Source organism: Sorangium sp. So ce836, from assembly GCF_028553905.1.
Classification (GTDB): domain Bacteria; phylum Myxococcota_A; class Polyangia; order Polyangiales; family Polyangiaceae; genus Sorangium; species Sorangium cellulosum_D.
This window is the reverse complement of sequence record NZ_CP102233.1, coordinates 6,358,127-6,378,993: the sequence shown is the minus strand read 5'-3', so window position 1 is coordinate 6,378,993 and position 20,867 is coordinate 6,358,127. Positions and strand designations below refer to the sequence as shown.

The 20,867-nt window shown below is 74.9% G+C and carries 15 protein-coding genes; 8 read left to right on the top strand and 7 right to left on the bottom strand.

Going from position 1 to position 20,867, the window contains the following annotated elements:
- Positions 1 to 16: 16 nt before the first annotated feature.
- Positions 17 to 1,108 carry a DUF72 domain-containing protein gene (locus NQZ70_RS23075; protein ID WP_129576122.1) on the bottom strand — a complete coding sequence of 364 codons (1,092 nt, stop codon included), beginning with the start codon at positions 1,106 to 1,108 and terminating at the stop codon, positions 17 to 19.
- A 745-nt stretch (positions 1,109 to 1,853) separates the two neighbouring features.
- On the opposite strand from NQZ70_RS23075, the gene NQZ70_RS23070 reads away from it, so the two are divergent.
- From NQZ70_RS23070 to NQZ70_RS23060, 3 genes are all read left to right on the top strand, one after another.
- The gene (locus NQZ70_RS23070) at positions 1,854 to 5,105 is read left to right on the top strand and encodes a hypothetical protein (protein WP_165374114.1); all 3,252 of its coding nucleotides are present in this window, start codon (positions 1,854 to 1,856) and stop codon (positions 5,103 to 5,105) included.
- A 192-nt stretch (positions 5,106 to 5,297) separates the two neighbouring features.
- Positions 5,298 to 6,590: a hypothetical protein gene (locus NQZ70_RS23065; RefSeq protein ID WP_129576121.1), complete on the top strand. Its 1,293-nt coding sequence runs from the start codon at positions 5,298 to 5,300 to the stop codon at positions 6,588 to 6,590.
- Positions 6,590 to 7,279, top strand: a complete 690-nt coding sequence (locus NQZ70_RS23060) for an ATP-binding cassette domain-containing protein (RefSeq protein ID WP_129576120.1) — start codon at positions 6,590 to 6,592, stop codon at positions 7,277 to 7,279. Before NQZ70_RS23065 ends, NQZ70_RS23060 begins: the two co-directional genes overlap by 1 nt.
- Positions 7,280 to 7,299: 20 nt before the next feature.
- On the opposite strand, the gene NQZ70_RS23055 is transcribed toward NQZ70_RS23060, so the two are convergent.
- Genes NQZ70_RS23055 through NQZ70_RS23040 form a run of 4 tightly spaced genes read right to left on the bottom strand, consistent with a single transcriptional unit; the run spans position 7,300 to position 10,942 of the window.
- Complete coding sequence (locus tag NQZ70_RS23055; RefSeq protein WP_129576119.1) at positions 7,300 to 8,040, bottom strand: hypothetical protein; 741 nt, start codon at positions 8,038 to 8,040, stop codon at positions 7,300 to 7,302.
- A gap of 9 nt (positions 8,041 to 8,049) precedes the next feature.
- Entirely contained in the window at positions 8,050 to 8,802 is a 753-nt protein-coding gene (locus NQZ70_RS23050) for a methyltransferase (RefSeq protein ID WP_129576118.1), read from the bottom strand.
- Complete coding sequence (locus NQZ70_RS23045; protein ID WP_129576117.1) at positions 8,799 to 10,076, bottom strand: alpha/beta hydrolase; 1,278 nt, start codon at positions 10,074 to 10,076, stop codon at positions 8,799 to 8,801. Before NQZ70_RS23045 ends, NQZ70_RS23050 begins: the two co-directional genes overlap by 4 nt.
- A 2-nt stretch (positions 10,077 to 10,078) precedes the next feature.
- Positions 10,079 to 10,942 (bottom strand): bifunctional 5,10-methylenetetrahydrofolate dehydrogenase/5,10-methenyltetrahydrofolate cyclohydrolase, encoded by an 864-nt coding sequence (locus tag NQZ70_RS23040; protein WP_129576116.1) that lies wholly within the window; start codon positions 10,940 to 10,942, stop codon positions 10,079 to 10,081.
- 197 nt (positions 10,943 to 11,139) lie between these two features.
- Here NQZ70_RS23040 and NQZ70_RS23035 point away from each other — a divergent pair, with 197 nt between their 5' ends.
- Both NQZ70_RS23035 and NQZ70_RS23030 read left to right on the top strand, forming a co-directional pair.
- Positions 11,140 to 12,516 carry a nicotinate phosphoribosyltransferase gene (locus NQZ70_RS23035; RefSeq protein ID WP_129576115.1) on the top strand — a complete coding sequence of 459 codons (1,377 nt, stop codon included), beginning with the start codon at positions 11,140 to 11,142 and terminating at the stop codon, positions 12,514 to 12,516.
- A 78-nt stretch (positions 12,517 to 12,594) separates the two neighbouring features.
- A complete protein-coding gene (locus NQZ70_RS23030) occupies positions 12,595 to 13,278 on the top strand; it encodes a cysteine hydrolase family protein (protein ID WP_129576114.1) in 684 nt (227 codons plus the stop codon).
- A 91-nt stretch (positions 13,279 to 13,369) separates the two neighbouring features.
- On the opposite strand, the gene NQZ70_RS23025 is transcribed toward NQZ70_RS23030, so the two are convergent.
- Positions 13,370 to 15,373 (bottom strand): bifunctional diguanylate cyclase/phosphodiesterase, encoded by a 2,004-nt coding sequence (locus NQZ70_RS23025; protein ID WP_237245536.1) that lies wholly within the window; start codon positions 15,371 to 15,373, stop codon positions 13,370 to 13,372.
- A gap of 318 nt (positions 15,374 to 15,691) precedes the next feature.
- Here NQZ70_RS23025 and coaE point away from each other — a divergent pair, with 318 nt between their 5' ends.
- The 3 genes from coaE (at position 15,692) to NQZ70_RS23010 (ending at position 18,747) form a co-directional block, all read left to right on the top strand.
- Positions 15,692 to 16,318 carry a dephospho-CoA kinase gene (coaE, locus tag NQZ70_RS23020; RefSeq protein ID WP_129576112.1) on the top strand — a complete coding sequence of 209 codons (627 nt, stop codon included), beginning with the start codon at positions 15,692 to 15,694 and terminating at the stop codon, positions 16,316 to 16,318.
- Positions 16,319 to 16,355: 37 nt separating this feature from the next.
- Positions 16,356 to 17,981, top strand: a complete 1,626-nt coding sequence (locus NQZ70_RS23015; RefSeq protein WP_129576111.1) for a ribonuclease H-like domain-containing protein — start codon at positions 16,356 to 16,358, stop codon at positions 17,979 to 17,981.
- A 115-nt stretch (positions 17,982 to 18,096) separates the two neighbouring features.
- Positions 18,097 to 18,747 carry a DUF72 domain-containing protein gene (locus NQZ70_RS23010; RefSeq protein ID WP_129576110.1) on the top strand — a complete coding sequence of 217 codons (651 nt, stop codon included), beginning with the start codon at positions 18,097 to 18,099 and terminating at the stop codon, positions 18,745 to 18,747.
- A 73-nt stretch (positions 18,748 to 18,820) separates the two neighbouring features.
- Here NQZ70_RS23010 and lnt read toward each other — a convergent pair whose 3' ends face one another.
- Positions 18,821 to 20,521: an apolipoprotein N-acyltransferase gene (gene lnt / locus NQZ70_RS23005; RefSeq protein WP_129576109.1), complete on the bottom strand. Its 1,701-nt coding sequence runs from the start codon at positions 20,519 to 20,521 to the stop codon at positions 18,821 to 18,823.
- Positions 20,522 to 20,867: the final 346 nt, after the last annotated feature.

The window sequence follows — 20,867 nt, the reverse complement described above, 5'->3', positions numbered from 1 at the left end:
ATCGGCCGCGGTCGGATCACCCGCCAGCGGCCGCGGTGGACCCCTGCCACGCCGCGGCGACCTCCTCGGCGATGGCGCGCACGGTGAGGGGGGCCGAGCCCTCGGCCTTGTTGTTCACCAGCACGAAGCTCTCGATGCGCAGCGCCGCGGCCTCGCAGAGGAGCCGCGCGGCCTCCGCGCGCATGGCGGGATCGGGCTCGACGATCCGGTCGAACGGATGGAACCGCCGCTGCTCGGCCTCGTAGCGGCGACCGGGTTTGAGCAAGAGCCGGACGACCGCGAACGGCGCGTTCGAGACGGGCACCACCTCCGCCTGGGCGCCGGGAGACGGCATGTTGCGCCAGTAGCTGTAGGTGTGGGCGACGCCGTGCGCGCCGAGGATCTCCCGGTACTCGCCGGTGAGATACGCCCGCTCGCGGAGCTCGACGGCGTAGGCGAGCTCGCGCGGCAGCGCGCCGAGGAAGGCGTCGAGCCGCTCGAAGAAGGCGCGCGGCGGGAGCCGGTGGGGCGGGCCGACCGGGGGCAGCTCGAGCAGCACCGGCCCCGCGTGCGGCCGGAAGACCGAGAGCAGCGGCGCGGCGACGCGCGACAGGAAGAGCGGGACCGACAGGAAGTCCGGGTTCGGCTCGGCGCGGCCGCGGCCCGCGCCACGACCTTCGCCGTCGTCCGGCGGCGTCGAAGGGCGCCGGAGCGTCTGGGAGACGACGGCGTGCAGCGCCTTCGGCACGCAGAGGAAGCCGCCCGGCAGCTGCGCTCTATAACGAAGGAAGTCGCTGTCGGGGATGGGGGCGTAGAAGCTCCGGTCGATGCCGACCGTCGTGAGCAGTGGGTGCCGCGCGTACTCGGCGAGGCCGTCGCGCGCGAGCTCCTCCGTGCTCCGCCGCCGGGCGTAGACGAGGCCCTGCCAGCCCGGGAAGCTCCACGAGCTCGTGCCGAGGTGCAGCCCCGCCGGCAGCCGCGCCGCGAGGCGGGCGGCGTCGTCGTAGACCGCGGCCATCGCGTCGGGCTCCGGCGCCGCGGGCGCCTCGGCGGCGGCCGGCCGCGGCGCTCCACCGAACAACGAGAGCTGCGAGGGGACAGGGCCACGGCGCCCGGGGGAGCGGCTCACCCGGGCGAGTCTACTGCTTCCGCCGCCCACCGGGAGCGCGTCCGCGCCGGCAGGCGCGGGAGGCGCGCGCGCCTCGGGCCCACCGCAGCTTTCCGACGCGCGCCGCCTGCGTGCGCGAGGCGGGAGGCGCGGTTTCTCCAGGAACTACCGCAACTTCTTGCTCAAGTACGCAAGGTGCAATGTTGCGACGCGGCCGGCCAGCTGGCCGGCCAGCGTTTGGCCAGCTCGCCTGAGCCAAGCGACGCTCTGATTTGGGCGCCAACGCGTGAGCGCCACGGCGCGGGGGAAGGGGGCGACGTCGTTGGTACATCGCGTGCAATCGCTCAGAGGTGAAGACTAGGGCGGCGCTCCTCCGAGCGACGCCGCTTTTCTTACGCGCGCAGCAAGCCGCGGAGATCGCAGACCGCGAGCGATGGCGCCGCCGCCTCTCCCGAGACGGCGGCTCGCCGCCGCCCGCCGGCCGCGCGGTCGCCGGGCCGACGCCGGGCGCGCGGGTGCGAGATCGCGAGTCGACGCGGCGGCGGACCGGCTGGCCGCTGCATGGTCGTCATTGTCCTGATTCGAACCTGATCAAGTGCGATCGGAGGGATGAATGCGCAGTTATCGTGGACTGGTATCTCTCTTTCTTCTGGGGCTCGGGATGGCCGGCTGCGGCGGAGAGGACACCACCTCATCCATCGCGGCTCCGGCCAGCAATCCCCCCCAGGCGGCCAAGACGTATGGCCGTGAGGTGAAGGGCGGCCGTATGCACCAGGGCAGGGACATCGCGCTTCCGCCCACGCGCTCGCTGAGCGCCGTCGACGTGCTGCCGCTGGTGAAGGACGAGCTGAAGGTCGCGCTCGGCCCGCTCACCGCGAGCGATTTCGAGACCGCGAGCCAGCATGTCGAGCGCACTCCGGCCCGCGCGACCCTCAGCCATGTGAGCTACCGTCAGGTCCGCGACGGCGTGCCGATCTTCGGCACGTACCTGAACCTGACCCTGCGCGCCGACCGAGACGGCGGGAGCAAGCTGGCGGCGTCGAGCCACCACCTCTATCAGGACGCCGTCGTCGACACGGAGGACAAGGTCGGCGAGGAGCGCGCGCACACGCTCGCGCGGACGGCCCTGCGCGCGCAGCCGGACGCGCGCGTGGCGAAGGCCGAGCGGGTGATCCGCCCGATCGCGGGCGCGCTCCAGATGGTCTGGGACATCAGCCTCGCCGGCCGTCACGAGCGCGTGCTCGTGATCGCCAACGGCCCGGCCACCGGCCGGGTCCTCACGATCGACGACCGCGTGTTCGAGGTCGTGACGGGCTCGGTGTCCGGCTTCACGGTGAGCGGCGGCGCCCCGGGCGCGTCCGGCGGCGCCGTCGCGCAGACGAGCCTCCCGCACGCGCGCGTCACGGGCCCCGGGACCCTCGTGCACGCCGACGCGGCCGGCGCCTTCAGCGTCGACGTGCCGCTCGGCTCGCCCCTCCAGGCGAGGCTGAACGGCCGCGCGGCGACGGTCCAGAACGTGTCGGGGCCGAACCTCGTGGCCACCGCGACGGCGGCCCCAGGGGTCGGCCTCGTGTTCTCGTCGGCCGGCGCGGGCGAGCAGGAGATCGCGCAGACCACCGCCTATCGCTACGTGGACGCGGCGCGCTCGTTCCTCGAGGCGAACGGCCTCGCGCCGGACGCCCTCGGCGCGCCGCTGCCGACCAACGTCAACCTGAACGACTTCTGCAACGCGTACTACGATCCGGGCGCGATCAGCATCAACTTCTTCCGGTCGGGCGGCGGCTGCAACAACTCCGCGATCGACAGCGTGATCGCCCACGAGTACGGCCACTTCGTCGACGATACGTTCGGCGGGATCTACGACGGCGGCCTGTCGGAGGGGTGGGGCGACACGCTGGCTTGCCTGCTGCTCAAGGCCCCGCTCGTCGGCGGGGGGATCACCGACGACGGCGGGCTGATCCGCACGTGCGACAACGACTACGTGTATCCGCCGGGCGGCTGGGACGAGTCGCACAACCTCGGGCAGGCGTGGGCCGGCTTCGTGTGGCACGCCCGCGCCAACCTGATCGGCGAGCTCGGCGAGGCGGCCGGCGACGCGCTCGCCCGCGCCCTGGTGCTGCCCTCCTTCCCGTCGAACGCGCCCGACATCCCGACGGCCGTGCGCGAGGTGTTCCTGCGCGACGACGACGACGGCGACCTGGAGAACGGGACGCTCCACTGGGGCGCCCTCTGGGCTTCCGCCCAGCTGCACGGGCTCGCGTTCGCGCTCACCACCGACGTCACGCCGCCGGGGCAGGTCACGGATCTGACCGCGATCGACGCGGGGGCCACGTCGGCGGTCGTCCAGTTCACCTCGCCCGGCGACGACGGGCTCGAGGGCACGCCGACGGCGTACGAGATCCGCTGGGCGCTGTACCCGCTGGACGACAGCAACTTCGCCTCCGCGAAGCTGACGTCGGCGCCCCCGGCGCAGCCCGCGGGCTGGCTGGTGCAGGCGCAGATCGAGGGCCTGCCGCCCTCCGCGACCGTGTACGTGGCCATGCGCGCCGTCGACGAGGCGGGCAACGTCGGGCCCGTGTCGAACAACGTCCAGGTCACCACCGAGGGCGGCCTCGTGGTGTACTCGGAGGGCTTCGAGGGCGACTCGGGCGGCTGGAGCAGCGACGGCCTGTGGCACATCACCACGCGCCGCGCGTCCGAGGGCGATCGGTCGTTCTGGTACGGCCTGGAGGAGACCGGCACCTACGACACGGGCACGGCGAACGCGGGCACGCTGACGCTGCCGGTCATCGATCTGACCGGCGTGTCGAGCCCGTTCCTCGTCGTCGACCAGTTCATCCAGGTCGAGGGCGGCCTGTACTACGACACGGCGACCATCGTCGTGACCGACGTGGACGATCCGGGCAACGTGGCGGTGTTCCCGAGGACCACCTCGTCGACCAGCGGCACGTTCGAGCCGCGCTTCGAGTCGCTGGCGGCCTTCGCGGATCGGCGCATCACCGTCGCGTTCAGCTTCGACACGATCGATGGGGTCTTCAACGACATGGAGGGCTGGTACATCGACAACGTGCGCATCATCGGCGAGGAGACGACCTCCTGCGCGCACGGCAAGTGCGAGGAGGGCGGCCCGCTCGACCCGGCCTGCGACCCGTGCGTCGCGTCGATCTGCGAGCTCGATTCGTTCTGCTGCAATGTCGCGTGGGACGGCGCGTGCGTGAACGAGGTCACGGCGATCTGCGGCGAGACCTGCGAGGCCGAGACCTGCGGCGACGGCGTGTGCGGCGAGGGTGAGGACTGCGGCAGCTGCTCGCTGGACTGCGGGTCGTGCCCGACCTGCGAGCACGAGGTCTGCGACCCGGGCGCGCCGCTCGACCCGGGGTGCGACCCGTGCGCTCAAGCGGTGTGCGCGGCGGATCCGTACTGCTGCTCCAACGAGTGGGATCGCGTCTGCGTCGAGCAGGCCGCGAACACCTGCGGCGTCGTGTGCCAGGACGCCTGCGCGCACGACCTGTGCTCGCCCGGGGGCGCGCTCGATTCACAGTGCGACCCGTGCGCTCAGGCGGTGTGCGCGGCGGATCCGTACTGCTGCAACAACTCGTGGGATCGCGCGTGCGTCGAGCAGGCGGCGAACACCTGCGGGCTGACCTGCACGCAGGCGTGCAGCCACGACCTGTGCTCGGCGGGCGACGAGCTCGACCCGGGGTGCGACCCGTGCGCTCAGGCGGTGTGCGCGGCGGATCCGTACTGCTGCAACAACGCGTGGGACGCGCGCTGCGTGGACCAGGCGGCGTCGGCGTGCGGCCTCGCCTGCGGTTGCAGCCACGACGTGTGCGACACCGGCGTGGCGCTCGACGCCGGGTGCGACTGGTGCGTCTCGGAGGTCTGCGCGCAGGATCCGTACTGCTGCAACAACGCGTGGGACGACCGCTGCGTCGGCACGGCGAACAACGCCTGCGGCCTGACCTGCTCGTTCGACGCCAGGGCGGCCGCGCTCCCGCGCGAGCCCGCCCGCCGGTGAGGTCGGCGCCGGGGCCGCGCGGCGGCCCCGGCCCGCTTGCCGGCGCGGCCGGCGCCTCCGATCCGGATCCATCCCCGTAGAACATCGTCGCGACGAGGGGGCCACGGCCCCTCGTCGCGTTCGTGCGTGGCGCGGCCCTGGTCGTGTTTCCGGTGGGAAGAGCCCGCCCGCCGCGGGTACAAAGCACCTGACGTGCTGCGCCGCTTCGCCCTCGTCCTGCGCGTCCTGGTCTCGACGGCCGGCAAGGACGCCTTCGCCCGCGCCATGCCGCTCTACATGGGGCTCGGCGTCGTCGGCGCGGTCGTGTTCGGCGGCAACGGGATGCACCCCGCGCAGCTCACCGGCCTCGCGGGCCAGTCGCTCCCGTTCCGGCTCGCGCTGTGGGCGGCGTGGCTGCTCGTCGGGACGCCCGCGGCGCGCGCGCTGCTCCGCGCCCCGGCGACCTTCTTCCTCCGCGCGCTGCCGGTCCCGCGCCTCCAGCTGCTCGCCGCGCACGCGCTGCTCCTCGCCGTCGCCGAGCTCCCATGGGCGCTGCTCTGGGCGTTCGGCGCCGGCCCGCTCGCCGGCGGCGCCGCCTGCGCCGCCGCGCTCGCGGCGCACGGCATGCTCGTCGCGCGGCCGCGCGGCGGCCGCGAGCTCGCGGCGCTCTCGCTGCTCGCCGTCGCGATCCTGCTCGGGGCGCCGGCGCCGCTCCTGCTCGCGTGCGCCGCGCCCGCGCTCGCCCTCGGGCTCCGCGGGGCCGTCGTCCGCGCCCCGGAGCTCCCGCCCGGCCGCGAGCTCCCGCTGATCCCGCGGGCCGCGCCCGCCCGCGGCGGCGCGCTCCTCGCGCTCTCGCTCGCTTACCTGGCGGCGCTCCTGCGCGGCCATCGCGCGGTGCTGCTGCGCGGCGGGGCGCTCACGCTGCTCGGCGCGCTCGCCGCGGCGGCGTGGGCGCGGAGCAGCGAGCCGCTCGAGGACGCGTCGCTCGCCGGCGCGTCGCTCGTCGCGCTCGCGCCGTTCGCGCTCTGCGCGGGCGCCGGCTGCTCCGGCCCGGTGCTGCGCGAGGAGCGGCGGATCGCGTGGCTCCTCGACGCCTGCGGCGCGTCGGCGCCGCTCCGGGCGGTCGCCGCCGCCGCCGCGGTCGCCGCGCCGCTCGTGGCCCTCGGGCTCGCGCACGGGGCGGCGGTCGCCGCGCTCACCCGCGCGGCGCCCCTCGCGGCGCTGCGCCTGCTCGGCGGCGCGGGCCTCGCGGGGCTGCTCCTGTCCGGGGTCGCGCTCGGCTGCGTGCGCTGGTCCGTGCGGCAGGACGGCCGCGACAGCAGCCGGGTGCTCCTCTCGGTGCTGGCCGCCGTCGTCGCGGCGACCGTGGCCGCGTGGATGCTGGACGAGATCGCGCTCGCGGCCTGGGCGCCGGCGGCCGCGCTGCTCGCGGGGCCCGCCGGCGCGCGCTGGCTCGCGCCGCGCCGCGCGCGCGGCGCCATGGCGGGGGAGAGGAGGGCGGGGTGATGCTGGAAGCGACGGGGATCCACAAGCGGCTCGCGGGCAGGGACGTGCTCTCGGGCGTCGACCTCCGCTGCGGGCCCTCGGACGTGGCCGTGGTGATGGGCGGCAACGGCGCCGGCAAATCGACCTTGCTGCGGATCGTCGCCGGGCTCCTGGAGCCCGATCGCGGCGCCGTCGTCCTCTGCGGCGATCCCGTCCACGGCGGCGGCGTCGCGGCGCGGCGCCGCCTCGGCTACGCGCCCGACGCCACCGAGGCGCTGCCCGACCTGCAGGTCTGCGAGCTCGTCGCCCTCGTGGCGGCGCTCAAGCAGGCGCCGCCGCTCGATCGCGCGTGGGTCGAGCGGATCGGCGCGGGCTCGTTCTTTCGTCAGCGCCTCTCCGGGCTCTCGTTCGGGCAGCGCAAGCGCGCGCTCCTGCTCGCCGCGCTGGTGGGCGACCCGTGGCTGCTCGTGCTCGACGAGCCGACGAACGGGCTCGATGAAGGCGGCGCGCGCGTGGTGCTGGACCTCATCGCGGAGCGCCGCGCCGGAGGGAAGGCGACGCTGCTCACGACGAACGATCCGGCGCTCGCGTCGGCGCTCGGCGATCGGCCGCGCTGGCTTGGCGCGGGGCGGCTCGGCGCGGCCGGGGTCGCTCCTCGAGGTGGAAGCGCTGATGGCGCGGTCCCGGCGCGGGGAGCTGGCGACCCGTGAGCACCGGCGCCGGGCGGCGCCTACCGGCCGGTCTGCCGGGGCGGCTGCGGGCAGAGCTGCTTCTTCAGCTCGTCCATCCCTGCTGCGCCCTTCTGCACGAGCGAAGCCAGCCGCTCGACCTTGGGCGCGAAGGAGCAGTCGACAGGCTCGTTCGGCGCCTGGTTCAGCAGCGCTTCGACCTTGTCGGAGGGGCCCTCCACGCTCTTCCTCATGCAGAGGATCGGGCTGCCCTGGTGGTAGTAGTACCTGCGCTGCAGCAGGCGTGTCTTCGCGGGCTCGCCGAAGGGAAAGGCGTCGTTCAGGGCGAAGATGAGCCGGCCGTTGTCATAGTAGAACTGGTAGGTGGACCCGGCGTCTCCCGCGGCGATGTCCTTCAGCACGGCTTTCGAGACAGCGCCGTTCTTCTGGTGCAGCTGGACCTCGGCGCGCCCCTCGCCACCCAGGCAGGCCATGCGGAGCTCGCTCGTCTGCAGGCCTTTGTCCGCCTGGATCTCCGCGTACTTCTTCCGGATTTCATCGATCCGAGGGTCGCCCGACGCCTCCGGGGCGGCGCTCTGGTGCTCGGCGTCCGCCGCCGTGTCGGGGGCCGACGCGCGCGGCGCGGGCTGGGCGGTCGCCGGGGCAGCGGCCGCGGGCGGCTGAGCCCCGTGCTCGCCGCCAGACGCCGCAGCCGTCGTCGACGAGGAGCCAGGCGCCGCGGCGCCGCGCCCGCAGCCGGTGGCGAGCAGGACGCCCGCGAAGATCATCGCCGATCGACTCATGATGAGACCCTATTCTCCCTCGTGGGTTGAATCCACCTCGGCGCCCCCGGGGAGCGGGAGCAGCCGCAGCACCCGTGCCTCGCGCGTCTCGCGCCCCTCCAGGTCGAGCGACGTGGGGACGAGGCAACGCGCGAGCTCCTCGACGCCTTCCGAGGGGCAGTAGGCGCGCCCCGGGTCGCCGACGAGCACGTCCGCCGGCCCCGCGGCCTGTCGCCGCAGCCAGGGGAGCATCCGGTCGACCATGGCGCGCTCGTAGAAGATGTCGCCCGCCACGATGACGTCCCACGCGCCGCGGGCGGCGCTCGCCGTGAGATCCTCCGCGATCACGTCGACGGCGACGCCGTTCAGGGCCGCGTTCAGCGCGAGCGCGGCCGCGGCGAACGGGTCGATGTCGGCGGCGCTCACGCGCGCGGCGCCGGCGAGGACCGCGGCGATCGCGACGATGCCGCCGCCGGCGGCGAGGTCGAGCACGCGCTTGCCCGCGACCGCGGCGGGGCGGTCGAGCAGGTACCGCGCGAGCGCCTGCCCGCCGGCCCACGCGAACGCCCAGTACGGCGGCGGCACGCCCGCGCGCGCGAGCGCCGCCTCGGTCGCGTGCCAGAGCGGCGTGACCTCGGTCGCGAGGTGGAGCCTCACCTCGGGGACGAGCGGCGGGCTGGCCACGGCGGTCTCGCGCGCCACGAACGCCGCGGCGCTCCCGGCGGGAGAGAGGCCCGCGGCAGGCCCGCGGGGCTCCGGCGCCGGCTCGAGATCCCGCGTCATAGCGCCTCGAAGATCCGGAGCGGCTCGGCCACGCGCGCGGCCCACGCCGCCTCGTCGTGCTCGGCCCCCGGGTGCCACGCGTAGAACACGCTCTCGCCCTCCACGTACGGCGACCGCGCGCCCGCGAGCACGCCGCGCAGCTGGCGGTTCTCGCAGTAGTTGTCGGCCGCCCTCGGGTCGTCGTCCTCGACGCCGTCGCCGTCGTCGTCCACGCAGTCCCCGCCGCCGCCCGAGTCCAGGTAGAGCGCCGCCGCCGGCTCGGCGTGCGCCGCGTACCGCGCGATCATCGTCTCGTGGCGCACGCCCGCCCCGATGCTGCCCCAGCCCATGGTGCCGGACAGGCTCGCGGCGAACGCGTACTCGCCCCGGTGGCGGTCGGCGGCGTGGAAGCTGATGAGCCCCCCGAGCGACGAGCCCAGGATCCCGACCGGACCCGGCTCGCCGTAGCGCGCCCGGATCAGGGGCCGGACCGTGTCGCGCACGAAGTCGGCGTACGCGTCGCCCCTCCCGCCGATCAGCGCGCCGCCGTCCTCGATGCGATCCGTGACGTGGGTGTACTCGGAGAGGCGCGCCGCGGTGCTGTCGATGCCGACGAGGAGCACCCCGGGCGGCGCGTGATCCTGCAGGTGCCAGCCGCCCGCCGGGCCCGCCGGATCGAAGAGGTTCTGGCCGTCGTGCACGTAGAGGACGCGCTCCACGTCCCCCTCCGGAACCCACACGCGCACGGTGCGCGGCTCCATCGCCGCGTCGCCCACGCCGAAATGGCGATCGAGGTGCGCCGCGCTGGGCGCGACGAGGCTCATCTCGCCGAACGCGTCGTAGGTGATCGCGCGCGACCAGGGATCGGCCGACCACGTGGCGCGGTCCGTGAGCTTGTAGCGAGCGCCCGCGGGCACGTTCAGCACGATCCAGTGGAAGCCAGCGTCGCGCGTCATCTCGGCGCCGGTCCACCCGTCGTGATCGCCCGCGAGCAGGCGCAGGCTCGCGCTCGTCGAGACGAAGAGATACCCGTCGTCCACCGGGACGGGCCAGCCGGTCCGCGCCGCGTGCGAGCGCAGCGCCGCGTCGCGGTCTTCCCGCAGCTCGCCGAGGATCGCCTCGACCGAGGTCCCGCTCGCGCCGCCGCTGCCGTGCCCACCCGCGCCCGCGCTCGCGGCGCCGGACGCGCGCGGCGCGCCGCCGGCCTCCGCGGCGTCTCCGCAGCCGGCGAGCGCGGCGAGCCCCGCGACCGCCGCCGCCCGCCCGATCGCCGCGACCCTGCCCGGCGCGGCCACGGCTATCGCTTCGCGACCCGCGCTTCCGCCGCGCGCAGCGTCGTCTCCAGCAGCGAGGCGATCGTCATGGGGCCGACGCCGCCCGGCACCGGCGTGATCCAGCCGGCGCGCTCCCTGGCGGCCTCGAAATCGACGTCGCCCACGAGCTTGCCCGCGTCGTCGCGGTTCGCGCCGGCGTCGATCACCGCGGCGCCCTCCTTGATCCAGTCGCCCCGGATGAGCCTCGCCTTGCCGACGTCGGCGACGACGACGTCGGCCTCGCGGCAGAGCGCCGGCAGATCGCGCGTGTGGGCGTGGGCGATCGCCACCGTCGCGCCCTGCGCGAGCAGCAGCTGCGCCATCGGCCTGCCCACGAGGTCGCTCGGGCCGACCACCACCGCGCGGGCGCCGGCGAGCTGGACGCCCGCCTCGGCGAGCAGGCGCATGCAGCCGGCCGGCGTGGCCGGCGCGAGCCCGCCCGGTCGCCCCAGCGCGAGCAGGCCCGCGTTCACCGGGTGGAGGCCGTCGACGTCCTTCGCGGGATCGATGGCGTCGAGCGCGGCGTGCTCGCGGAGGTGCTGCGGCAGCGGCAGCTGGACGAGGATCCCGTCGACCGTGTCGTCCGCGTTGAGCTCCGCGATGCGCGCGAGCAGCTCCGCCTCGGTCGTACCGGCGGGGAGCGCGCGGAGCCGGCCTCGCATGCCGACCTCGTTCGACATCCGCTCCTTGCTCCGCGTGTAGCTCACGCTGGCCGGGTCCTCGCCGACGAGCACCACGTCGAGGCCGGGGGGCCGGCCGTGGGCGGCCGCGAAGCGCGCCACCCCCTCCCGCACCTCGTCGCGGACCTTCTGAGCGATCACCTTGCCGTCCAGGATCTTGGCTGCCACGGCCGCGGAGCTTAGATCAGCCGCGGCCGCCCCGGGGGCGCGGCCCGCGCGGCCCGCGCGCCGGCCTGCCTGGCGCGGCCGCCCGCGAACGGCCACGCCGGCCCCGACGAACGAACGCGCGCGGCGCGAAGGGACCGATACGTCCGCGGCGCGATCTTCAGGTTGACCCTTCCGTCCAGCGTCTTTAGCCATGAGCGGTGGACGCGCTGCACACCGACCTCTACCAGCTGACGATGGCGGCGGGGTACTTCCACCGCGGCATGGCCTCGCGCGTCGCGACGTGCGAGCTCTTCGTGCGGCGGCTGCCCAGGCACCGGCGCTTCCTCGTGGCGATGGGCCTGGAGCGCGTCGTGCGCTACCTCGAAGGGCTCCGCTTCACCGACGAGCAGATCGCCTACCTGAGCGCGCTCCCCGCCCTCGCGGACGCGATGACGCCGGCGTTCTGCAGCTACCTGCGCGACTTCCGCTTCCACGGCGACGTCTGGGCCGTCCCCGAGGGGACCGTGTTCTTCCCGAACGAGCCGCTCCTGCGCGTCACCGCGCCGATCATCGAGGCGCAGCTCATCGAGACGTTCGCCCTGTCCGCCGTCAACTACGCCACCGCGATCGCGTCGAAGGCCGCGCGCATCGTCCTGGCCGCCGGCGACGCGGGGGTCATGGAGTTCGGCACCCGGAGGGCCCACCCGGAGGCCGCGGTCGACGCGGCGCGGGCCGCGTACGCGGTCGGTTGCGTCGGCACCTCGAACGTCGAGGCCGGCATGCGCTTCGGCATCCCGGTGCTCGGGACGGCCGCGCACATGTGGACCATGGCCCACCCGACCGAGGAGGCCGCGTTCGAGGGCTACGTCGCCGTCTTCCCGAGCGCGGCGATCCTGCTCATCGACACGTACGACACGCTCGTCGGCGCCGCGCGCGCCGCCGCGGTCGCGCGCGACAAGCTGAAGGGGGTGCGCATCGACTCCGGCGACCTCGGCGCGCTCAGCGTGGCCGTGCGCAAGATCCTCGACGACGCCGGGTGCGCGTCGGCGAAGATCGTGGCCTCGGGCGATCTCAACGAGCACCGCATCGCCGAGCTCCGGCGCGCCGGGGCGCCCATCGACCTCTACGGCGTCGGGACGGACCTCGTGACGTCGATCGACGCGCCCTCGCTGGGCGGCGTCTACAAGCTCGTGGAGATCGGCGGCGCCGAGCCGGGCGCCGGCGGCGAGCGCACGCCGATCGCGAAGTTCTCGGAAGGGAAGGCGACGCTGCCCGGCGCGCACCAGGTGCACCGCTTCCGCGACCCGGCCGGCAAGCTCGCCCGCGACGTCATCGCGCTCGACGGCGAGCCCGCGGGCCCCGGGGCCGAGCCGCTGCTCGCGCCCGTGATGAGGCGCGGCGCCCGCGTCGCGCCGCCCGAGCGGCTCGACGCCGTCCGGGCGCGGGTGCGCGCCGAGATCGCCGGGCTGCCGGACGCGCTGCGGCGCATCGACGACGACCCCGCGCCGGGCGCGCCCTTCGCGGCCGAGGTGTCGCCGCGGCTCGGCGCGCTCGTCGAGGCGGTGCGCGCCCGCGTCGTCGCCGGCGCAGGATAGCGAGGGCGAGCGGGGCGCCGCGCGGCGAGGCCGCGGGGCGGCGCGCGCCCTTCGAGGGAACGCGAGAGGAGAGAGGACATGGCGAGTGGCGATCCGACCCGGCAAGCTCCGCACCCGAGGGTGTTCGTCGACGTCGACGTGCAGCGCGACTTCTGCGACGAGACCGGCGCGCTCTACGTGAAGGGCTCGCCGAACGCGCTGTTCCGGCGGCTCACCGAGCACGCCGTCGCGCACGGGATCCCGATCGTCGGCTCGGTCGACTCGCACGCGTGGGACGCGTGGGAGTTCGGGTCGAACGACACCCCGGCGCCCGAGGGCGAAAAGCCGGGCTTCCCCGACCACTGCGTGAAGGGGACGCCGGGCTGGCTCAAGGTCGAGGGGACGCTGCCGCCGCGCTTCCGCTTCCTGCCGAACGTCGCAGGGGCGCCGATCGACGCCGCGGTGCGCGAGCTCGCGACGGGCAAGACCCACGCGGTCTACTTCGAGAAGGAGGTCTACAGCCTGTTCGCGAACCCCCTCGCCGAGGGCTTCCTGCGCGACCTCGCCGCGGCGCTCGGCGGCGCGCCGGAGCTCGTCGTCTACGGCGTCGCGACCGACTACTGCGTCCGCGCCGCCGCCCTCGGCCTCGCCCAGCGCGGCTACCGCGCGACGGTCCTGACCGACGCCGTCGCCGGCATCACCGAGGCCGGCGTCGCCGCCGCGCTCGCCGAGATGCGGGCCGCCGGCGTCACCCTCGCGACGTCGTCGGCCGTGCTCGGCTGACGACGTCGCGCGGCCGGCGCGGCCCGCCGGGGCGCCCGCGGCGGCCCTCGACGCGCCCGCGCCGTCACCGGCCCTCGACGCGCCCGCGCCGTCAGCGGCCCTCTGGCGCGCCGCCGGTCGGGTCGGGATCGCTCGGGTCGCCATGGGCCCGCAGCGACGCGCAGAGGTCGACGAGCGGCTGCGGCTTGTCGAAGTGCCACCCCTGCGCGTAGTGGATGCCCATCGACGTGAGCAGATCGGCGATCTCCTGGTTCTCGACCTGCTCGGCGACGGTCTTGATGCCGAGCGTGTCGCCGATGCGGTGCACCGACTCCACGATCGCGCGGTGGAGCGTGTTGTCCTGCAGGTCGCGCACGAACATGCCGTCGATCTTCACGTAGTCGACCGGCAGGCTCTCCAGGTAGCCGTACGACGCGTGCCCGCTGCCGAAGTCGTCGATCGCGAACCGGCACCCCATGGCGCCGAGCTCCTGCATGAACCACAGCACCTCGCCGAGGTTGGCGAGCGCCGCGGTCTCGGTGATCTCGAAGCAGATCTTGCTCGGCGGCACCTGCGCCCGGTGCAGCTGCTCGACCAGGAAGTCGAGCAGGCCCTCGCGCAGGAGCGACACGCCCGACAGGTTGATCGAGCACGTGTCGAGGCGCCGCAGCGCGTGCTGCGGCAGCGCGCCGATCAGCCGGAACGCCTGCCGCGCGACGTAGCGATCGATGACGTGGATGAGGCCGCTCTGCTCCGCCGCCTGGATGATGCCGACCGGCGAGTAGAACCGGCCGTCCTCGCCGAGCTGCCGCACGAGCACCTCGAAGTGCGCGCCGCGCGGGGTGTGGGGCGCGCCCGGCTTCACGAGCGGGTGGATGCCCTGCGAGTAGAGCCGGAGCCGCCCCTCGGCCAGGTGGCGCTGCAGGCTCGCGACCCACTGCATCGAGCGCCGGCTCGTCGTCATCTGCTGGTCGTCGAGGTAGACCTGCAGCCGCCCGCGCCCGTTCTCCTTCGCGATCCGGCACGCGTGATCGGCGGCGCCGAGCACGTCGACCGCCCGCTCGAAGTGCGGCGTCAGCACCACGAGCCCGATGCTCGCGCCGATCGAGAACGTCTTCTCCGCCCACCCGAACCGGAACTCGAGCAAGCAGATCTGCAGATCGCGCGCGATGCGCTCCGCCTCGCGCTCGCTCTTGTCCGCGAGCAAGAGGACGAACTCGTCGCCGCCGATCCGCCCGGCCGCGTCCTTCGGTCCGACGATCTCGTGCACGCGCGTCGCGACCCACTGGAGCAGATCGTCGCCCGCCTCATGGCCGCACGTCGCGTTGACGAGCCGGAAGCGATCCAGGTCGATGTAGCAGAGCGCGTACGGCGTCCCGGTCTTCCGGCAGTCGTTCAGCGCCTCCTCGATGCGATCGATGATCGCGTACCGATCGAGGAGGCGCGTGAGCGCGTCGTAGCGGGGCTTGGCCGGGTGGATCGGCAGGGGCCCCGGCGCGCCGAGCTCGCGGAACAGGATGATCTGCCCGGGCGGCGGCGGCGGCTTCGAGTCGCGGTGGCCCTCGCGCGCGGGCCGCGCGGCGACGGCGCCGATCGTGTGGAGGATCGGGATCACGGAGCCGTCGCGGCGCTCGAGCAGCGCGGTGTACCGCGCCGGCGGCCGGCTCGCCGCGGCCGCCTCGGGCGCGGCGAGCGGCGCGCCCGGCGTGCGCAGCGCGCCCTCGTCGATGATCACCGGCGAGAGCGGCACCACCGGCTCGCGCCGCGGCGTGAGCCCGGGCGGCGGCGCGGGCTTCGCGGGCGCGCCCTCGTCGAACAGCTCGTTCATCTCTCCGACGTCGATGTCCGGATCTCCGCTCGTCGTGCCCGCCGCCGGGATCAGGCGGAGAACGCGATCGAGCAGCGCGCCGCGCGCTTCAACGATCGACCAGCCGGTCAACCGCTCCGCCGCGCCGTTGCAGCGCACGATGCGCTGCTCGGCGTCGACCTCGATCAGGCCGACGTCGACCTCGGACAGCCACGCAGCAAGCTGTTTGTCCGGCGAGCCGCGGTGCGCGTCCGAGCGATCGAACGCGGCGTGCAGGCTCGACTCCGGCCGGTCATCGATCTTTGCCACCACCCCGTTATGGTAGTTGCATTCCCGGAGAAGCGGACTTCTTAAGCGCCGACGGCGCGGAAACTCGACGGCCACGCCCCCCGCTGGGGTAGGCTCGGGTCATGGGTGGTCACGAGGAGAGCAGGCGCTCCCGGCCGGGGCTCGGCGCCGGCGCCGCCATCGTTTCCCCGGCGTTGCGGCGATCCGTCGATCTCCAGCGGAAAAATTCCAGCCACCGGCCGGCGAAAGCCGGTGCTGACGCGACGCGTTGTGGCGGTATGTCGGGGTGGGGTGGCGGTGTGGGAGCGCGGTTCGCTCCCGGCGGGGGGTGAAGCGTCGATGGGGCTCGTCCTGTTCGGGCTCACCGGCGGCCTCGGCTCCGGCAAGAGCACGGTGGCGGCGCGGTTTCGTGCGCTGGGGCTCCCGGTGATCGACGCCGACGCGCTCGCCCGCGACGTGGTCGCGAAGGGGACCGAGGGGCTCGCCGAGGTGGTCCGCGCCTTCGGTCCGGAGGTGCTCTCGCCGGACGGCTCGCTCGATCGCGCGCGCGTCGCCGCGATCGTCTTCGACGATCCGGACAAGCGCCGGCGGCTGAACGCGATCGTGCACCCGCGCATCGGGGCGCTCCTCCTGGAGCGCGCCGCCGCGATCGAGGCGCGAGGCGAGCCGCTCGCGTGCTACGAGGCGGCGCTCCTCGTCGAGAACGGGGTCGCCGACGCGTTCCGCCCGCTCGTTGTCGTCGCGGTGCCCGAGGCCGTCCAGATCGCGCGCGCGGTGGCGCGGGACGGCGCGACCGAGGAGCAGGTGCGCGCCCGGCTCGCCGCGCAGCTGCCGCTCGCCAGCAAGGTCGCGGTCGCCGACCACGTCATCGACAACGCCGGCGATCGCGCCGCGACCGAGCGCCAGGCCGACGAGGTGCTCGCCGCGATCCGGGCGAAGCTCGGCCGCGCCGGACCACTGACTTGATGCGCAGTGCCCGGCGTGGAAGTCTCGCGGCCGGCCGATGACGTCGTTCAAGTCGAAGCTCGCGCGGCTCGGGCCGCTCCCGGCGGAGCGGCGGGGCAGCGCGCCGCTCGCCCCCGCGCCGGCGCCCCTCGCCCGCGAGCCCGCCGCGGAGGACGACCGGGCATCCGCCCCTCCGCCCGCGCCGCCGGCGCCCTGCGATGCGGCCGCCGCGGCGGCGGTCTCGGCCGCCGCGGCGGCGGTCTCGGCCGCCGCTGGCGCGGTCTCGGCCGCCGCTGGCGCGGTCCCGGCCGCGGCCGCGCCGGCCGAGGCGGCGCGGCCGCGGGCGGCGGCGCCGGGCGCGCCCGCGGGGGGCGGCGCTCGGCCGTCGCTCGACGAGCTGCGCGACCGCATCTCCCGCATCGTCGCCCGGGGCGCGCCGCCGACGCCGCGGGCCGATCCGGCGCGCGGCGAGCTCCCGTTCCACGTCGAGCAGACGCCCGGCGGGCCGCTCTACGTGAGCCGCACCCGCTCGCTCGCCGCGGCCCGCGTCGGCCGCGCCCCGCTCGTCGCCGCGCGCGACGCCGATCCGGCGCTGCTCGCGCTGCTCGCGCTCGATCCCGCGCTCGCCGGCTGCGACGTGCGGAAGGCGCTGTTCCTCGACACCGAGACCACGGGCCTCGCCGGCGGCACGGGCACCGTGCCGTTCCTGATCGGCCTCGCCTGGTTCGACCCCGGGGCGGCGAGCGCGGGGCCGCTCGGCGAGCCCTCGTCCGACGGCTTCGTCATGGAGCAGCTCCTCCTGCGCCGCCTCGGCGAGGAGGAGCCGATCCTGCGCCGCCTCGCCGAGCGCCTCGCCGGAGCCTCGATGATCATCACGTACAACGGCAAGGCGTTCGACCTGCCGCTCCTGCGCACGCGCTACGTGATGAACCGCCTGCCGCCGCCGCCGGAGCTGCCGCACCTCGACCTCGTCCACGTCGCCCGCCGCATCCACAAGGCCCGGCTGAAGACGCGCACGCTGATCGCCCTGGAGCACGACGTGCTCGGCCGGGTGCGCGTCGGGGACGTGCCCGGCGGCGAGATCGTCGCGTGCTACGCCCACTTCCTGCGCACGGGCGACGAGGAGGCGCTGCTCGGCGTCGTCGAGCACAACGCGGCCGACGTGCTCGCGATGGTCGCGCTGGTCGGCCTCTACGGCGAGCCCCTCGGCAGCCTCGCCGCCGGCGATCTCGCCGGCGTGGCGGCCACGCTGCGGAGGGCGGGCGCGCTCGAGCGCGCGGCCGAGCTCGCGGACGCGGCCGTCGAGCGCGGCGGCGGCGCGGCGGCGCGCCGCGCGCGCGGCGACATCGCGAAGGCGCGCGGGGACAAGGCGCGGGCGCTCTCGGACTACGAGGCGCTCGCCGCCGAGATCGACGACCCCGCGGTGCGCCTCGAGCTGGCGAAGCTGTACGAGCACCACGTGCGCGCCTTCGCCCGCGCCCTCGACCTGGCCGACCAGGGCACCGCCGAGCCCGAGCCCGCGCAGGCGCGCCGCCGAGCCCGGCTGCGGCGGAAGCTCGATCGCGCGACCGGCGGCGCCGCCGCGCTGGCGCTGCCGTTCGAGCGCGCCGAGGCCGGTGGAGCGGGCGGGGCGCGGCCGGGCGCCCAGCCCGCCGCCGCGCCCGAGCGCGAGGGGAAAGAGTGAGCGGGCCCCCCGCGGCCCCGCGGCTCGGGCTCGCCGGCGGGGGCCAGGCGGGGCCGATCGAGAAATCCATCGGTCCGGCTTCTCGCCGGCGCGCGCGTGGGCTAGGGTGGGGGCGATGATTACCGTCGGCTGCGCCGGTTTCCCCGTCCCAGCGACGCGCTATTTCCGCGAGTTCATGTTCGTGGAGGTGCAGGAGACCCATGTGTCCCTCCCGGGACCTGGAACGATCCGGCGCTGGCGGCGCGAAGCTCCGGTCGGCTTTCGCTTCGCCCTGCTCGGTCCGCGCGAGATCGGGCAGGAGGGCTTCAGGGACGGCAAGGTGATCGAGACGGCGCTGAAGAGCATCGAGGCCGTGGCGGACGAGCTCGAGGCGAAGAGCGCCGTCTTCGTCGGTCCCCCGGAGTTCGCGCCGACGCGCGCGAACAAGGCGATCCTGCGCGAGTTCCTGGTCAACGTGAAGAAGCGCTTCGAGCGCGTCGTCTTCGAGCCGCCCCCGGGGTGGGATCCGGACGAGAGCGACGAGCTCACCCAGGAGGTCGGCGCCCTGGCCGCGCGCGATCCGCTGACCGCGGGGCTCTCGCGGCTGAAGGTGGCCTACTACCGCCTGCACGGCCCGGCGGGGCACAAGTCGCGCTACGAGGATCCGGCGATCGAGCGGCTCGCGGAGATCGCGCGCGGCGCGAAGCACGACGACGCGACGTACGTGTTCACGAACGTCGACATGTTCGCCGACGCGAAGCGCTTCAAGAAGGCGATGAAGATCTGACGCGGGCGCGCCGCGCCGCGGAGGTGAGGCTCAGCGCGGCGCGGCGCGGCCCAGCGCGCCGCGGAGGTGAGGCTCAGCGCGCGGCGCTGCGGAGGCGCCAGCGCTCCGGCCGCGTGAACAGCGCCATCGCGGCGCTCACGGCCGCGGCGACGTACCACGGGATGTCCTGCACGGTCCCGTAGACGGTCTGCGCGCGCATGAACCGCGCCTCGCCGAGCAGCGACTGCTCCTTGAAGGTGTCGCTGTGCGCGACGACCCGGCCGACCGGGTCGACGATCGCGGAGACGCCGCTGTTCGTGGCGCGCACGAGGTAGCGGCGGTGCTCGATGGAGCGCATCTTCGCGAGCGCGAGGTGGATCCACGGCTCCGTCGTGTTGCCGAACCAGGCGTCGTTCGTGAGGTTGACGAGCAGGTCGGGGTCGCCCGCGGCGACGAGCTTGTTCACGAAGTGCGGCAGGATGTCCTCGTAGCAGATCATCGCCGCGAGCCGGTGCCCGTCCCACTCGAGCGGGGCGAGCGACGTGCCGGGGCTGAAGCGGCCCGAGTTCGGCGACAGCGTGTAGAGGTACGGGACCGCCTCGCCGAGCGGGAGGTACTCCCCGAACGCGAGCAGGTACTGCTTGTCGTAGCGCCCGAGGATCTCGCCCTCGTCGCCGGCCATCAGCGCCGTGTTGAAGCTCACGCCGCGCTCGTTCCGATCGGCCGGGAGCCGGTGGATGACCGTGCCGACCACGGTGGGGACGCCGAGGCGGCTCGTGAGCGACCGCTGGACGTCGTTCTTGTACGACGACTCGCGGAAGGCCTGCGGCACGCCGGCCTCGCTCCACACGACGAGCCCCGCGCCCTGCTTCGCGAGCGCCCGGGTGCGGTCCACGTGGATCTTGAGCGCGTTCCGCCGGTCGAAGAGCGCGAGGTTCGGCTGGACGATCCCGATCTTGATCGGCTCGGCCGCGGCGGCGGCCGCGTCCACGGCGCGCATCCGGATCACGCCGTACACGGCCGCGAGGGCGGGGGCCGCGACGCCCACCGCGACGACCGCGCGGCGGAGCGGGCGGCCGGGTTGCGGGCCGGCGCCGCCGCCCGCGCGCGGCGCGCGATCGAGCCGGAAGCTCACCAGCTCGGCGATGGCGAGGTTGGCGGCGACAAGCACCAGCCCGACGAGGTAGGGGCCGCCGAGATCCGCGACCTGGCCCATGACCGGCGCGTTGTGGACCGAGGCGCCGTAGTACCAGGGGAAGAGCAGCGGATAGACGAGCTCGCTGGTCACGAACGCGAGCGCGAACGCCACGGCGCCCGGCCACCCGCGCGCCTCGGCCCGCCCGTAGAGCCAGCCGCAGAGGGCGATCCGTCCGGCCTGGTAGGCGCAGAGGATGGCCATGAAGAGCGCGCAGAGGATCGTGGGGAATCCGCTGAACACCCGCAGCATCTCGAGCAGCCAGTAGAAGCCGGTCATCGTCATGACGAAGCCGGCGATCCAGCCGAGCAGCGCCGCGCGCCCCGGCGTCTGCCCGCGCAGCGCCACGATCAGCGGGACGAGGCCGAAGAACGAGATCGGCCAGAGGTCCATCCCCGGAAACCCGAGGAAGTAGAACAGGCCGGAGAGCGCCGCGAGCCCGTAGGAGAGGCGCGCGGGCAGCGGCCGCGCCGCGGCGCCGGCGCCCTCGCGCGGCGCGCCCGCGCCGGGCGGCGCTTCCGGCCGAGGGAGGTGTTCGGCCTCTCCGCCGCCGACGCTTGCGCCCGCGGCCTCGCTCTCTTGCTGGTGCGTGGTCGTCATCGGGAGCGCCGGAGGAGCCGGGGGGACGAGAAGCAGCGCGCCGCCGTGACGGCGCGGTCGAACTTGAAGGAGCCGAGCATGGCGGCCCCCCGTATTGGATGGGCGCCGCCGCTCGTCAACCCGCTCGGCGCGCGTGGCAACCCGCTCGGCGCGCGTGGCAACCCGCTCGGCGCGCGTGGCAACCCGCTCGGCGCGCGCCGGGCACGAGCTCCGCGAGGGCCGCCGACGGGCTCAGCGAGCGCGGAGGAACAAGCTCGTTGCAAGCGAGCGCCCCAAGCGGACGAACCGGGGCCCGGATCGCGCCGGCGCGCCTGGTCAGGCGGTGGAAAGTAGCGCAGAACGTGCC